We start from the raw sequence: 13,682 nt of genomic DNA, 5'->3' as shown, positions 1-13,682 counted from the left end.
GATATGGCCGGCGCGCTCCCATCAAGCGCTGGCGGCCGATTTGCCTTGAATACCCGCGCCAGTGGGTTCGGTCAAATGGGCGGGTAGACGCCGGTGCCGCCCGGCCAGGCGGTGAGTACCTCGTAGCCGCTGTCGGTCACGGCCACCATGTGTTCCCACTGGGCAGACAGAGAACGGTCCTGCGTCACCACCGTCCAGCCATCGGCCAGCTCTTTGGTTTCGCGCTGACCTGCGTTGAGCATGGGCTCGATGGTGAAGACCATGCCTGCCTCCAGCCGCAGGCCCTGGCCGCGCCGCCCGTAGTGCAGCACCTGGGGCTCGTCGTGGTACACGGTGCCAATGCCGTGGCCGCAGTATTCGCGCACCACGCTGAACTTCTCGCGGTGCGCTACGGCGGCAATGGCGTGGCCCACATCGCCCAGCGTGGCGCCGGGCTTCACTTCGCGAATGCCTGCGCACAGGGCTTCGTACGTGGTGCGCACGAGCCGCTGTGCCAGCGTGCTGGGCGTGCCCACGCAGAACATGCGGCTGGTGTCGCCGTACCAGCCGTCTTTTTCCACCGCCACATCAATGTTCACGATGTCGCCCTTTTTCAGCGTCTGCTGGGGCGACGGGATGCCGTGGCACACGACATGGTTCACCGAGGTGAGCACCGTCTTGGGGTAACCCAGGTAGCCCACGTTGGCAGGCCGCGCGCCTTGCACGTTGACGATGTGGTCATGGCACAACTGATCCAGCGCCTCGGTGGTCACGCCTGGCACCACATGCGGCTCGATCATGGCCAGTACTTCGGCTGCCAACTGCGCCGCGTGGCGCGCCTTCACCAATTCATCGGCCGAGCGAATCGGCACCCCACGGTGTGTGCGGGCCATCAGTGCTGCTTTCCTGTGCGGGCGGGGGCCGTGGTTGCCACCTTGTCCAGCTCGCCCCGCGCAGCCAGTGCTACATCCAGGCCACCGGCCAGCTCGGCGCGCACCAGCATCTGACAAATCTCGCGGTGGTCCAGGTCGGGGTACATCTCGGCCAGCATGCCGACACGCATCCAGTGCTCGGCCTGGGAGTTGATGGAACGGCTCAATGCGTTACTGGCCAAGCGCAGGTTCTCGTGCATTTGATCGGAAATTTTGACGATGCCCATGGTCTAAGAAATATGTAAAACGTATGTTAATTGTATATGTTTTGCTTATTATTGCTGGGGCAATGCAGACTCCGCATGGCAAGGGGGGCAGGGCTGGGCATCATTGGCTGCGTGCCTAGGGGCACCTTGAGACATCGGCATGGGCATCAGCGACACATTGAGAATGTGGGCCAAGCGCATCAAGCGCGATGGGGTCACCCTGTGGTTTGCTGGCAAGCACCCCAAGACGCCTTGGAATGCCAAGGCGCTCGGGTTGTTTGTGGTGGCGTATGCGCTGAGCCCGATTGACTTGATCCCTGACTTCATCCCGGTGCTGGGCTATGTGGACGATGTGCTGCTGCTTCCGGGCTTGATCTGGCTGACGTTGCAGCTGTTGCCGCCCGATGTGCTGACCGAGTGCCGTGGCCAAGCCGATGCCTGGATGCAGACCCAGGGCGCCAAACCCCGCAGCATGGCAGGGGCGGTGCTGGTGGTGGCGTTGTGGCTGTTGGTGGGGAGCGCTTTGTGGGTGTGGTTGCGGCCCCTGGGTTGAAGGCTAATGTCCACTGATGGCCGCTTGCGGTGATGGGCTGGCTGAAGGGGCGCATGGACAACGCCTTTGGCATCGTCAACCAGCACCTGGTCAACCGGGCCTTCAAGGTGGGCGATCAGCCCACCATGGCTGACTTTTCTCTGTGCGGTTACATGTTCTAACCGCTGGAAGAAAGCGGCTACGACGTGGCCGCGAGCTACCCCCACATTCATGCGTGGCTGCAGCGCCTGCGCCAACTGCCCGGATGGGCCAGCCCCTACGACATGCTGCCTGGTGAGCGCATCCTGCCCAAGTGGTAACGGGGTAATCGGCAACGGGTAGCAGGGTCAAAAAAATTGCGGTGGCAGTGGCCGCAAATCTGTCATGGCCGGTTTCGCGTGCCACGCCGCTGCAGCACGTAGGCCAGCGCCATGGCCATGGCCTACTGCACAGCGCCCCCGCATCAGGCGGCGATGATGCGCAAGCGACAGCGCGGCCCCATCACTGTGCCAGAATGACCCGATGAGCACTACCACCTCCTCATTCCAGTCCAACGCCGACGGCACCCGTATCACCACCTACACCTGGGCCGAAACCCCGGGCCAACCGGTGGGCGTCGTCCAAATCTCCCACGGCCTTGCCGAACATGGCGAGCGCTACGACCGCTTTGCCCGTGCCCTCAACGCAGCAGGCTTCATCGTCCACGCTGTGGACCATCGCGGCCACGGGCGCACGGCAGGTGACAACCTGGGTGACTTTGGCAGCGCTGGCTTCAGCGGCCTCATTGCCGACGTGGCCCAGTTCGGCGCACTGCTGCGCGCGCAGCATGGGCCGCAGCTTCCACTCTTTCTGTTCGGCCACTCCATGGGCTCGTTCGCAGCGCAGGCGGCCATCATTGACCATTCATCCACCTGGTCCGGCGTCATCCTGTCAGGCTCCACAGCCCTCGACCTATTTGCTGCCGCCATGGCCAATGCGCCTGCTGATGCCCCCGCCGGGCTCGCGGCCTTCAACGCAGGCTTTGAGCACCGCACTGGCTACGAATGGCTGTCGCGCGACGCTGCCGAGGTGGATGCCTACGTGGCCGACCCGTGGTGCGGGTGGGACGTGCCACCCGACGTGATCCCCTCACTCTTCGCCCCCGCGCCGCGGCTGGCCGACCCCGCGCAACTCGCGCGCATCCGCAGCGACCTGCCCATCCTCATCGCATCCGGCGACGCAGACCCGCTGGCCGCAAGCGGGGTGTTGTTGGAGCAACTGGGGCAGCGGTATCGCGATGCCGGTGTGGCCGATGTGGCGTTAAAGCTGTACCCAGCCGCGCGGCATGAGATCTTGAATGAGACGAATCGGGATGAGGTGACGGGGGATGTTGTGGCGTGGCTGCGGGCGCATACGGGTCTGGCGTAGTCGGTACCCGATCCCTGTGAAATAGGCAGGTTTTGGGCAAGTAACCAGGGGGTAATGGCTGGCTGCTCCCGGCCCAAAGCAGAAGATCACGTTTGCATCTTGAGCCGCCGGTAAGTAGCGGCGGGCAGCCGTTCGCGGCCTAACCGTCACCGCAGGATGGGAGGATAGTGCGGCCTCGGTACTGTTTGAACCGGAAACGATGTACGTCGTACGAGTACGGCGGGCGGCGGAGCAAACCGAGGCAACTTATCCATTAAAGATCGTGATGGCGCACAACACTCGGTAGACGCCATCGATTCACAGCTTCGCAAGATCGAAGGGCAGAGCCTTGGGTATAAAGCGGCTCGTTTCTTCGATCTTTTGGGGCGGTGATTTATGCGACCTGCAGTGTCGGATAGTCTGTATAGCCCTTGGCGCCACCTGTGTAGAACGTGTTGGAGTCAGGCGCGTTCAGCGGTGCCTTGGCCCTGATGCGTGCGGGCAGGTCCGGGTTAGCCAGGAAGGCGGTGCCAAAGGCCACAGCGTCAAGCTTACCTTCGGCAATGGCTGCCTCTGCCTCATCAGCGCTGTAACCCATATTGCCCACCAACACACCCTTGTACTTTTCACGCGCTACGGGCATGACATCAGCCTTCTGCAAGCCGAAGAAATCGGCGCGCATCACGTGCAGGTAGGCCAGCTTGAAGGCATTGAGCTTATCGGCCAGGAAGCCGATGAGGGCCAGCGGGTCGCTGTCCTTCATGCTGTTGAAGCTGTTGAGGGGCGACAGGCGCAGGCCCACACGTTCGGAACCGATCGCCTGGGTCACGGCAGTGAGTACCTCGAACAGCAAACGTGCACGGTTTTCCAGCGATCCGCCGTAAGCATCGGTGCGCTGGTTGGGCGTGTCGCGCAGAAACTGGTCAATCAGGTAGCCGTTGGCGCCGTGTACTTCCACACCATCAAAGCCGGCGGCAATGGCGTTGCGTGCGCCTTGAGCAAATGCAGCCACGATGCCGGGAATTTCTTCGACGGTCAGGGCGCGGGGCACCGCGTGCGGCACCTTGCCTTGGGGCGTGTGGATCTCACCCTCAATGGCGGTGGCACTGCTGGAGACAATGGGGGCGCCATCGGCAGCGCCAGGGTAGGCTGCGCGGCCAGCGTGCCAAATCTGCATGAAGATGCGTCCACCCTTGGCGTGCACCGCATCGGTCACCTGCCTCCAGGCCGCAATCTGCGCGTCGTTGTAGATGCCAGGCTCATTGACGAAGGCTGATGTACCGGGCGCCACCATGGTGCATTCGGAAATCAGCAGGCCGCCGGTGGCACGCTGGCTGTAGTACTCGGCCATCAGCGCGTTGGGCATGTGGCCGGCGTCGGCACGGGCGCGTGTCAGTGGTGCCAGAAGGATGCGGTTGGGCAGGGTGAGAGAACCTACTTGAAGTGGATTGAATAGCATGCGAATGAAAATCCAGGTTACTGGTTACTGAACAGAAAGCAGTCGTAAAGGTAACAGTTTCCCAATACTCCGACATTCGAGAGGTCACTGAAGACAGCTTTGGCAGGGCTGGTGCTTTTGCACCCAACGCACTATGTAGTGGACACGGGTTGGGAAGGCTTTGCTACCGACAGTTTCGCGGCGGTCTCCAGCCGTACATGCGCCAAACGCCTTTGGTCATCCACCGCGTCGCAACTCCCTGATCCCCCGGCCCAGCTTGCGGCGCAACAGGGTCCGCAGCGTCACCCCATCGGAGTACCCGACCTGTGCGGCGACCTGGTCGACGCTGGCGTTCCCGGTGCGCAAGAGATGGACGGCATGCTCCACGCGCAGGTCCTGGAAATACGACAGTGGTGTCTTGCCCAAAACGCTTTGCAGCCGCCGCGCCAAGGTGCGCTCGCTTGTGCCCGCGGCGCTGGCCGCCTCGGCCAGCGAGAAACCTTGCGCGAGCCGACGTCTGGCCCAGCACTCGAAGCGCTCCACCATCGGGTCGGCATGCGCAAGGTGGTCGGGAATCACGAACTCGGCTTGCGAACTGCGTGTCTCGACCAGCAGATAGCGTGCCACCAGGGCCGCCAGCGCCGGACTGCGCCCTCGGATGATGCGCAAGGCCAAGTCGACGTGGGCCAAAGCGGCACCCGCGGTGGTGAAGCGTGTCGAGTTCACGATCATGCGTGACTCGTCCAGCGTGACGTTCGGATAGCGCTGCCGAAACATCGGCCCCAGCCACCATGACGTTGTTGCACGATGCCCATCAAGCAGACCACTCTCTGCAAGCAAGAAACTACCGGAGCAAGCGGCACCAAGGTGCGCGCCAGCGGTGGACCACTGCTGTAGCGCCGCGACCGCGTCGGGCACATCGGGGCGTGTGAGCCGAGCCGAGAGCGTGTCAGGCATCTTGTCGCCAAAAGCGGGCACGAGCACGACGTCTGGTTCGGGCACACCACGCGCAGTGACCACGGGCACCGTCAAGCCTTGCGCTGTTCGGATGCGACGCCGCACGCCCACCAGCGTGAGCTCTATGTGCCCGGGAGCCTGTGGCAGCGAGCCCGCCATCGCATTGGCCAAGCCCACTGTGTCAGTGAGTGCCGCAAGCCCCAGATCAAACACGCCATCACAAACAAGGAGGTGGAGTTTCATGGCAACAATGATACCAATGTTGTCATTATTGCCACTGGAGATGTCTGTCATGAGGACTTAGACTGCAGTCTCGTCGATCCCTTCAACCACTTTTCCATTTACCCAAAGGAATACAGCATGACCAAGCTCGCCCTGTTTGTTCGCCTCGAAGCCAAACCCGGCCAGGAGGCTGCGCTTGCCGACTTCCTCGCCAGCGCACTGCCGCTCGCCAACGCCGAGTCCGGCACCACGGCCTGGTTCGCATTGAAGTTTGGTCCTTCGACGTTTGGTGTGTTCGATGCCTTTGCCGATGAGGCAGGTCGCCAGGCACATCTGAACGGCCAGATCGCCGCGGCCTTGATGGCCAACGCCGCGACCTTGCTCAGTTCTCCGCCCAACATCGAGAAGGTCGAACTGCTTGCAGCCAAACTGCCTGCATGACAACCCGGCCTTGACCCCATCAGGTCACGCTGCAGGATGGGCGTCACACGGCCCTGCGCGGCGCTACCGCTCGATTGACCGGTGGGGATCAAGGCATGGCCCAGGCTGCTCGTGGCGAATGACTCAGTCTGGCGTTCATAGCCGCTAACAAAACCATGTCACCGTCAAACACCTGATCGGCGTTTGACGCTGCATGGGGCGTAACAAGAACAATGAGGTCAGCGCCGCGCTGTTCAAGAAAATCGCACCGCTGTTGCCGGTAGTCATACCCTCGGCCCAGGGTGGTCGATCGGGGGTGCCGGACCCCAGCGCCTTTAGTCTTCGGCGCACTGAGCGAGCTAGCGTCCCCGAACGGCGCGCCCCCTCCGCGCTGCGCCCGCCGCCTGGCAAGCCCTCCGATACGCCCGCAGCGTCATCTCTGCCCGCTGCATCACTGTGTCCTCCATCGTGGCCGCGCCTCCGGCCAGCTCATCCGCCTGGGCTTGCAGCAACTCCGCCGGGCTCATGCCCGACGCCTCGCCCGTCAGCAATGCAATGCCTTCGCTCACATGCTGCATGGTGTAGACGTGGAACAGGCCGCGTTCGACCGCATCGGCAACCTCGCTCGACAGCATCAGGTGGCGCTGGTTGCGTGCAGGAATGAGCACGCCCTGGGTACCGTCCAGCCCCGCCGTGGTGCAGGCGCGGAACCAGCCTTCGATCTTTTCGTTGATGCCGCCCACGGGCAGCACCTCACCGTGCTGGTTCAATGCGCCCGTCACGGCAATGCCCTGGCGCAGGGGCAGGCCTGACAGGCTGGACAGCAGCGCGTACAGCTCGGCGCAGGAGGCCGAGTCGCCTTCCACGCCGCTGTACTCCTGCTCGAACACGATGGACGCGTTGAGCGCCAGCGGTGCCACATGGCTGAACAGCGCGGTGAGGTAGCTGTGCAATATCAGCACGCCCTTGTCATGGATGGGGCCGGACATGTCCACTTCGCGCTCGATGTTGAGCAGGCCTTCCTGCCCGGCAAACGTGCGCGCGGTGATGCGCACCGGAAAGCCAAAGCGGTAGTCACCCAGATCGATCTGCGTGAGGGCATTGATCTGCCCGGTGACGCTGCCGGTGAGGGTGATGAGGCGTTCCCCCTCCACGATGGATTCGTGCAGCTGCTCTTCGGGGTAGTTGTGGCGCAGCATGCGGGCCTGCTGCGCGGCACGCACATCGGCTGGCTCCACCAGCGTGCCACCCCTGGCCTGGCAAAGCGCGGCGGCTTCCATCAGCAGGGCTTCGATCAGTGCGAACTGGGCGCTTTGGCGGCCCTGGTCGTCGGCCTCGCGGTGGGCTTGTTCCAGCAGCAGCGCCACGGCGGGTGCGCCAAAGTGCGGCAGGTTGCGGCGCTTGCAGCTGTGGGCCACAAAGATGGCGCTGGCAATGCGGGTGGCGGGGCTGGCGGCAAAGCGTTCCACAAAGTCCACCTTGGCGCGAAAGCGCCGGGCGGTGTCGGGGTCGGTTTCCTGCAAGGCGTAGTACTCGTCCACCGAGCCGATCAGCACGATCTTCACATCCACCGTCACGGCTTCGGGTTGCAGGGCCACGGGGGCAGAGCCACTGCCGCTGCTGCCGGATTCGTCAATGTGCAGGCGGCTGCAGCGCAAAAAGCGGCGCAGGCGCGCCCACAGCCCTTCTTCGCTGACCAGGTCGTGCAGGTGCAGCAGCAAGAAGCCGCCGTGCGCACGCAACAGGCTGCCAGCGCGAATGCCGGCGAAGTCGGCGTGGGGCGTGTCGCCGTCGCTGTGCGGTTCGATGTTGCCAAACAGCGTGCGGTGCTGCGGGTTGTCTTCCACGATGACGGGCGCGCTGGTTTGACCGTGGTGGTCTACCGCCACATGCACCTGGCACAGGTGCAGCAGCCGGTTCAGGGCGTCATGGGCATCGCCGTCGTCTTCGTCATCGCTGGGCGTGCTGGCCGGGTTGCTGCTTTTGTCGGTACTGGTGTCACCGGGGCTGTCTTTGGGGGGCTCCGCCAGTTCAAACCAGTGCAGGTGCTGCAGCAGTTCGCGTTCCACTTGCTGCAGCCAGGTTTGCAGCACCCCGGGTTGTTCGGGCACGGTGCTGCGCACGGTGGCCAGGGCTTGCTGCACCAGGGGGCGCACGGTGCGCTTGCGCAGGTCATTCAGGGCGTCGTCACGCACGCGTTCCAGCGGGCGCAAGGTTTGCGCAAACGCGATGATTTCGGCGCGCAGGGCTTGTTCGGCTTCGTCGATGCGGGCGCGTTGCTCGGGGGGCAGGGCGCGGGCTTCGGCTTCGGTCAGGGGCTGGCCGCTGGCGCCTGTGAGGGTGAACACCATGTGCCCGCCGTCTTCGTCAGAGCGCTGCAGCCGGAACTGCCGGGCCTGGGCAAAGGCCTCCAGCACGGCAAATGCCTTGGCTTCTTGCGCTTCGTAGGTTTGCTCAATGGCGCGGGCCTGGGCGCGGAAGTCAGGGCTGCTCAGGTGGCGCGGAATATCGGTTTGCAGGGCCTTGGCCAGCTCTGCCATGGCCCGGCGCAACACACGGCCCTGGCCTGCGGGCAGGCGCAGGGCGCGGGGGCGCTCGGGGGCCTCAAAGTTGTGCAAGTAGCACAGGTCTGGCGGCACCGGCCGCAGGGCTGCGGCCGTCTGCATGGCCTGGCGCATGAGGGATGTCCTCCCGCTGCCCACTTCGCCCAGCACAAAGAGGTGGTAGTCGGGCTGGTTCATCTGCAGCCCGAACTGTGCGGCAGCCTGCGCGCGTTCTTGCCCGATCCATGGCAGGGGCAAATCTTGCAACTCGGCGGTGCTGGCAAAACCGAGCGAGGTGGGGTCGATGGTCAGGCGCAGTTGCGAGGCAGAGAGGGCGTTGGCGGGCATGGCTGGGTGCAAAAACCTTCCAGCGTTTGCCGCTGGGCGCAGGTTGTTATCAATGAAAAGTGCCTGCAGCGCTTGATGGATAAGCGCAGCAAGCTATAAAAATAGTAGCAAAAGGCATTGGGCGCAGTTGCACACCTACCGTGGCGTGGTGCAGCTGCTGGTACGCATTGCCAATCAGTGTGCCACCGGGCAACGCCCTTGGGGTGCACCGCCGGCCAGCGCGTGCTTGCGGGCGTCTTCCTGCGCGTCAGCCCCGGCCACGGTGGTGGGCCAGCCTTGCAGGTGCTGCTGGGTGATGCGGCTCAGGGCGCCAATCCACGGGTGGGTGTCGTTCAGGCAAGGGATGTAGTGGAACTCCTTGCCACCGTGGTGCAGGAAGGCTTCACGCACTTCCATGTTGATTTCTTCCAGCGTTTCCAGGCAGTCGCTGGTAAAGCCGGGGCAGATCACATCGACACGGCGCGTGCCTTTTTGGGCCAGGGCTTCGATGGTGGGCTGGGTGTAGGGCTCCAGCCACTTGGCCTTGCCAAAGCGCGACTGGAAGGTGATCTGGTAGCGGTCTTCCCGCAGGCCCAGGCGTTCGGCCAGCAGGCGGCCGGTTTTGCGGGCTTCGCAGTGGTAGGGGTCGCCCAGGTGCAGGGTGCGCTCGGGCACGCCGTGAAAGCTCATCACCAGTTGGTCTGGCTGGCCGTTCTCTTTCCAGTGCGACTCCACCGTGCGCGCCAGCGCTTCGATGTAGCCGGCGTCGTCGTGGTAGCGGTTCACAAAGCGCAGTTCGGGCACGTTGCGGGTGCTGGCCGCCCAGGTGTAGACGGCGTCAAACACGCTGGCGGTGGTGGTGCCGGAGTATTGCGGGTACAGCGGCAGGATCAGGATGCGTGTGGCACCCTCGGCCTTCAGCGCATCGAGCTGGCTGGCAATCGATGGGTTGCCATAGCGCATGGCGTGGCGCACCAGCACGTTGTGCCCGGCTTCGCCCAGCCAGCCGCGCAGCAAGGTGGCCTGCTTTGCCGTCCACACCGCCAGGGGCGAGCCTTCAGGCGTCCAGACACTGGCGTATTTGGCGGCAGATTTGGCCGGCCGCACCCGCAAAATGATGCCGTGCAGGATCAGCATCCACACCAGCTTGGGAATCTCGACCACGCGGTGGTCTGACAGGAACTGGCCAAGGTAGCGCCGCAGCGCGGGCGCTGTGGCTTCGTCGGGCGTGCCCAGGTTGCACAGCAGCACGGCGGTGCGCTCGGGTTGGCCGTGGGTGTAGGGGGGTTCTGGGTGGAAGAAAGGCATGCGGTATTTTCGCCCACGCGCTCGACCGGCGCGATGCGGGGCTTTTAGGGTGTGCGTTGCAGCGTTTTGGGTGCGCATCGGGTATTCCCCGATGTGGTTGTGAAACCGGTTTCATAAACTGGCGTCACTTCGAAATAACGACTGTTCACCGTGAATTACCAGTTCCAGTTCGATGCCGTGTTTGCCGCGTGGCCCTTGCTGCTCAAGGGCACCTGGATCACCGTGCAGCTGTCGCTCACCGCCACTTTGCTGGGGCTGGTGGTGGCCATCTTTTGCGCCTGGGGCAAGACGGGCGGGCCGGGCTGGCTGCGGTTTTTGATCAACGCGTACATCGAGGTCATCCGCAACACGCCGTTTCTGGTGCAGCTTTTTTTCTTCTTCTTTGCGCTGCCGTCCATCGGCCTGCGCTGGTCGCCTTACACCGCAGCGCTCACCGCCATGGTGGTCAACCTGGGGGCGTATGCGGCCGAGATCGTGCGGGCGGGTATCGAGTCCATCCCCAAGGGGCAGATTGAGGCGGGCAAGGCGCTCAACCTCAAGCCGTGGGAGATCTTCCGGTTTGTGATCGGCGGATTCAAGTACGAAGCGCAACAAAGATGAACCCGGTGACGGGTGGCTGAGGATGCCAAGGCATCATGGCCGCTCAAACCGCCAAGTCCAAGTTGCCCGATGTACAAGCACCTCAGCCGAGAAGAACGATACCAAATCCACAGTCTCTTGAAAGCCAATCACACCATCAGCGAGATTGCCCGCCTGCTGGGTCGAAGCCGCAGCACCATCAGCCGCGAATTGAACCGCGGTCGTGGTCAGCGCGGGTACCGCGCTGAGCAGGCGTGCCGCAAGGCAGCCCAACGAGCGCAGCGCAGCCGCAACGCCCGACGCGTGAGTGCTCAGGTCTGGGGCGATGTAGTGTTCTACCTTGGACTGCAATGGAGTCCTGAGCAGATTGCCCAGAAGGTTGCAGTCAGCCACGAGAGCGTGTACCTGCGTGTCTATGCGGACAAGGCCGCTGGTGGCAAGCTGCACCAGAACCTGCGCAGTCAAAAACCTCGGCGCAAACGCTATCTACACGGCCGCGACAGACGCGGGCAAATCCCCAACAGACGCCCGATCAGCGAGCGGCCAGGCCATATTGAAGAGCGCAAGCAGGTAGGCCACTGGGAGGGCGACACCGTCATTGGCGCAGCACACAAGCAGGCCATCGTGACTTTGGTAGAGCGCAAGAGCGGCTATGCCGTTTTGGCCAAGGTCAGCAACAAGACCGCTGATCTGGTGGGCCAAGCCATTGAGGACAAACTGGGGCCCTTGGCTGCGCGGGTGAAGACGTTGACGGTGGACAACGGAAAGGAGTTTGCCAACCACCAGGCCATCGATCAGGCCTTGGGCATCCAGACCTACTTTGCCGATCCGTATTGCAGCTGGCAGCGCGGAAGCAACGAGAACTTCAATGGGCTGCTGCGCCAGTACATCCCAAAGAAGCGGCGCATGGAAACCGTGACGGATGAAGAGCTGGCTATGATCCAAAACAGATTGAATCACAGACCTCGAAAGCGGCTCGGATTCAAGACACCCCACGAGGTGTTTCACGCCTCGTTAAACCGTGTTGCACCTCGTACTTGAATCCGCCATCCTCAAGCCTGCGCTCAAGGCCATTTACCCGGCGCTCACCAGCCAGTTCATCCTGCTCATGCTCAGCTCGGCCGTGGTGTCGGTCATCTCGGCGGACGACCTGACCTCGGTGGCGGCCAACCTACAGTCGCAGACCTTCCGCAGCTTTGAGATCTACATCGTGGTGACGGCCATCTACCTGGCGCTGGCGCTGAGTTTCTCGGCGCTGTTCAAGCTGATTTATCAGCGCGTCCTTAACTACCCCGACCGCCGATAAGGAGACCGACCATGCGTACCTTCGGACTCTCCGAGTTTCTTTTCATCGTGCAGGCCGCGCAGTGGACGCTGGCGCTGTCGGCTATTGCCTTCGTCGGCGGTGCGCTGCTGGGGCTGGTGGTTGCGCTGTCGCGCACCTCAGAGAACGCTGTGGCACGCAATGCGGCGCGCGTGTTCATCCAGGTGTTCCAGGGCACGCCGCTGCTGCTGCAGCTGTTCCTCATCTTCTTTGGCGCACCCGTGCTGGGGTTTGACATCAACCCCTGGGTGGCGGCGGGCGTGGCGCTGGTGCTGAACAGCGCGGCTTTTCTGGCCGAGATCTGGCGCGGGTGTATTGAGGCCGTGCCACGCGGCCAGTGGGAGGCCGCCCAGGCGCTGAACCTCAAGTACGTGGCCCGCATGCGGTTTGTGGTGTTGCCCCAGGCTTTCAAAATTGCACTGCCGCCCACGGTGGGCTACATGGTGCAGATCATCAAGGGCACGTCGCTGGCCGCCATCATCGGCTTCACCGAGATCACGCGGGCGGGGCAGATCATCAACAACGCCACGTTTCAGCCGCTGCATGTGTTCACCACCGTGGCCGCGCTGTATTTCGTGATCTGCTGGCCGCTGTCGCTGCTGGCCGCACGCATGGAGCGCAAGCGCGCCCGTGCTCTGGCGCGCTGACCCATGCGCCGCAACCTTCTTCTTTTCTTTCTGTTCTCGTTCACACCAACCACCAGGAGACATGCGATGACTTTTTCTTTGCAACGCCGCACCGCTACCGCCGCTTTGGCCGCCTTGGGCCTGGGCGCCGCCCTCACGGCGTTTGCGCCGCTGGCCGCGGCACAGTCCGTGGCCGACATCAAGAAGAAGGGTGAGATCACCATCGGCATGCTGGTGGACTTTCCCCCCTACGGCACCACCAACGCGCAAAACCAGCCCGACGGCTATGACGCCGACGTGGCCAAGCTGCTGGCCAAGGACCTGGGCGTGAAGGCCAACATCGTGCCCGTCACCGGCCCCAACCGCATTCCGTTTCTGCTGACCAACAAGGTCGATGTGCTGGTGGCCTCGCTGGCCATCACGCCCGAGCGCTCCAAGCAGGTGCAGTTCTCGCAGCCCTATGCGGCCGCGACCATCGTGCTGTACGGTAAGACGGGCGCCAACATCAAGAGTGCGGCAGACCTCAAGACCGCGCGTGTGGGCGTGGCCCGTGCCAGCACCCAAGACGTGGCCGTGACCAAGGCCGCGCCCGAGGGCACCGAAATCCGCCGCTTTGACGACGACGCATCGGCCATGCAGGCACTGATCTCGGGCCAGGTCGATGCGATCGGCTGCTCGGTCACCGTGGCGGCGCAGATCGCCAAGCGCGTGCCCGCCAACACGTTCGAGAACAAGTTCAACCTGCTGCAGCAAGCCATGGGCATTGCCCTGCGCCCCGGCCAGGACGAGCTGACCAAGGCCGTGAACGACTTTGTGGCCCGCAACACCGCCAATGGCGAGCTGAACAAGCTGTACCAAAAGTGGCTTGGCGCTGACTTGCCCAAGCTGCAGTAAGCCTGCCTG

General features: G+C 63.4%; 12 protein-coding genes and 2 pseudogenes. 8 read left to right on the top strand and 6 right to left on the bottom strand.

Annotation, left to right across the window (positions count from 1 at the left end; translation table 11 throughout):
• Positions 1–71: 71 nt before the first annotated feature.
• On the bottom strand, positions 72–872 hold the full coding sequence (map, locus tag BDD18_RS02400; protein ID WP_142081180.1) for a type I methionyl aminopeptidase: 801 nt from the start codon (positions 870–872) through the stop codon (positions 72–74).
• The gene (locus BDD18_RS02395) at positions 872–1,138 is read right to left on the bottom strand and encodes a ParD-like family protein (RefSeq protein WP_044401257.1); all 267 of its coding nucleotides are present in this window, start codon (positions 1,136–1,138) and stop codon (positions 872–874) included. Before BDD18_RS02395 ends, map begins: the two co-directional genes overlap by 1 nt.
• 139 nt (positions 1,139–1,277) lie before the next feature.
• On the opposite strand from BDD18_RS02395, the gene BDD18_RS02390 reads away from it, so the two are divergent.
• Both BDD18_RS02390 and BDD18_RS02385 read left to right on the top strand, forming a co-directional pair.
• The gene (locus BDD18_RS02390) at positions 1,278–1,670 is read left to right on the top strand and encodes a YkvA family protein (RefSeq protein ID WP_142081177.1); all 393 of its coding nucleotides are present in this window, start codon (positions 1,278–1,280) and stop codon (positions 1,668–1,670) included.
• Positions 1,671–2,171: 501 nt separating this feature from the next.
• Positions 2,172–3,056, top strand: a complete 885-nt coding sequence (locus BDD18_RS02385) for an alpha/beta hydrolase (protein ID WP_142081175.1) — start codon at positions 2,172–2,174, stop codon at positions 3,054–3,056.
• 373 nt (positions 3,057–3,429) lie between these two features.
• On the opposite strand, the gene BDD18_RS02380 is transcribed toward BDD18_RS02385, so the two are convergent.
• Complete coding sequence (locus tag BDD18_RS02380) at positions 3,430–4,494, bottom strand: alkene reductase (RefSeq protein WP_067513022.1); 1,065 nt, start codon at positions 4,492–4,494, stop codon at positions 3,430–3,432.
• A 216-nt stretch (positions 4,495–4,710) separates the two neighbouring features.
• Complete coding sequence (locus BDD18_RS02375) at positions 4,711–5,724, bottom strand: GlxA family transcriptional regulator (RefSeq protein ID WP_420837297.1); 1,014 nt, start codon at positions 5,722–5,724, stop codon at positions 4,711–4,713.
• A gap of 66 nt (positions 5,725–5,790) precedes the next feature.
• On the opposite strand from BDD18_RS02375, the gene BDD18_RS02370 reads away from it, so the two are divergent.
• Positions 5,791–6,093, top strand: coding sequence for a putative quinol monooxygenase (locus BDD18_RS02370; protein ID WP_007182542.1), 303 nt, complete (start codon positions 5,791–5,793; stop codon positions 6,091–6,093).
• 338 nt (positions 6,094–6,431) lie between these two features.
• On the opposite strand, the gene BDD18_RS02360 is transcribed toward BDD18_RS02370, so the two are convergent.
• Positions 6,432–8,963 (bottom strand): Lon protease family protein, encoded by a 2,532-nt coding sequence (locus tag BDD18_RS02360; protein WP_142081171.1) that lies wholly within the window; start codon positions 8,961–8,963, stop codon positions 6,432–6,434.
• Between the two features lie 174 nt (positions 8,964–9,137).
• Positions 9,138–10,250 carry a ferrochelatase gene (gene hemH, locus BDD18_RS02355; RefSeq protein ID WP_142081169.1) on the bottom strand — a complete coding sequence of 371 codons (1,113 nt, stop codon included), beginning with the start codon at positions 10,248–10,250 and terminating at the stop codon, positions 9,138–9,140.
• 150 nt (positions 10,251–10,400) lie between these two features.
• Here hemH and BDD18_RS02350 point away from each other — a divergent pair.
• From BDD18_RS02350 to BDD18_RS02330, 5 genes and pseudogenes are all read left to right on the top strand, one after another.
• Positions 10,401–10,817, top strand: a pseudogene (locus tag BDD18_RS02350) (amino acid ABC transporter permease); the annotation flags it as partial.
• A 102-nt stretch (positions 10,818–10,919) separates the two neighbouring features.
• On the top strand, positions 10,920–11,870 hold the full coding sequence (locus BDD18_RS02345) for an IS30 family transposase (RefSeq protein ID WP_031635932.1): 951 nt from the start codon (positions 10,920–10,922) through the stop codon (positions 11,868–11,870).
• 7 nt (positions 11,871–11,877) lie between these two features.
• A pseudogene (locus tag BDD18_RS02340) lies at positions 11,878–12,135 on the top strand (amino acid ABC transporter permease); the annotation flags it as partial.
• Between the two features lie 11 nt (positions 12,136–12,146).
• Complete coding sequence (locus BDD18_RS02335; protein ID WP_066693511.1) at positions 12,147–12,800, top strand: amino acid ABC transporter permease; 654 nt, start codon at positions 12,147–12,149, stop codon at positions 12,798–12,800.
• Between the two features lie 66 nt (positions 12,801–12,866).
• Positions 12,867–13,673: a transporter substrate-binding domain-containing protein gene (locus tag BDD18_RS02330; protein WP_142081167.1), complete on the top strand. Its 807-nt coding sequence runs from the start codon at positions 12,867–12,869 to the stop codon at positions 13,671–13,673.
• Positions 13,674–13,682: the final 9 nt, after the last annotated feature.

This window comes from Acidovorax temperans (assembly GCF_006716905.1).
Classification (GTDB): domain Bacteria; phylum Pseudomonadota; class Gammaproteobacteria; order Burkholderiales; family Burkholderiaceae_C; genus Acidovorax; species Acidovorax temperans.
Note: the sequence above shows the minus strand (reverse complement) of the source record. Positions and strands in the feature narration are given on the sequence as shown.

Coding starts and splice junctions, on each gene's coding strand:
- map (WP_142081180.1), bottom strand. CDS start 872: ATGGCCCGCACACACCGTGGGGTGCCGATTCGCTCGGCCGATGAATTG.
- BDD18_RS02395 (WP_044401257.1), bottom strand. CDS start 1,138: ATGGGCATCGTCAAAATTTCCGATCAAATGCACGAGAACCTGCGCTTG.
- BDD18_RS02390 (WP_142081177.1), top strand. CDS start 1,278: ATGGGCATCAGCGACACATTGAGAATGTGGGCCAAGCGCATCAAGCGC.
- BDD18_RS02385 (WP_142081175.1), top strand. CDS start 2,172: ATGAGCACTACCACCTCCTCATTCCAGTCCAACGCCGACGGCACCCGT.
- BDD18_RS02380 (WP_067513022.1), bottom strand. CDS start 4,494: ATGCTATTCAATCCACTTCAAGTAGGTTCTCTCACCCTGCCCAACCGC.
- BDD18_RS02375 (WP_420837297.1), bottom strand. CDS start 5,724: ATGACAGACATCTCCAGTGGCAATAATGACAACATTGGTATCATTGTT.
- BDD18_RS02370 (WP_007182542.1), top strand. CDS start 5,791: ATGACCAAGCTCGCCCTGTTTGTTCGCCTCGAAGCCAAACCCGGCCAG.
- BDD18_RS02360 (WP_142081171.1), bottom strand. CDS start 8,963: ATGCCCGCCAACGCCCTCTCTGCCTCGCAACTGCGCCTGACCATCGAC.
- hemH (WP_142081169.1), bottom strand. CDS start 10,250: ATGCCTTTCTTCCACCCAGAACCCCCCTACACCCACGGCCAACCCGAG.
- BDD18_RS02345 (WP_031635932.1), top strand. CDS start 10,920: ATGTACAAGCACCTCAGCCGAGAAGAACGATACCAAATCCACAGTCTC.
- BDD18_RS02335 (WP_066693511.1), top strand. CDS start 12,147: ATGCGTACCTTCGGACTCTCCGAGTTTCTTTTCATCGTGCAGGCCGCG.
- BDD18_RS02330 (WP_142081167.1), top strand. CDS start 12,867: ATGACTTTTTCTTTGCAACGCCGCACCGCTACCGCCGCTTTGGCCGCC.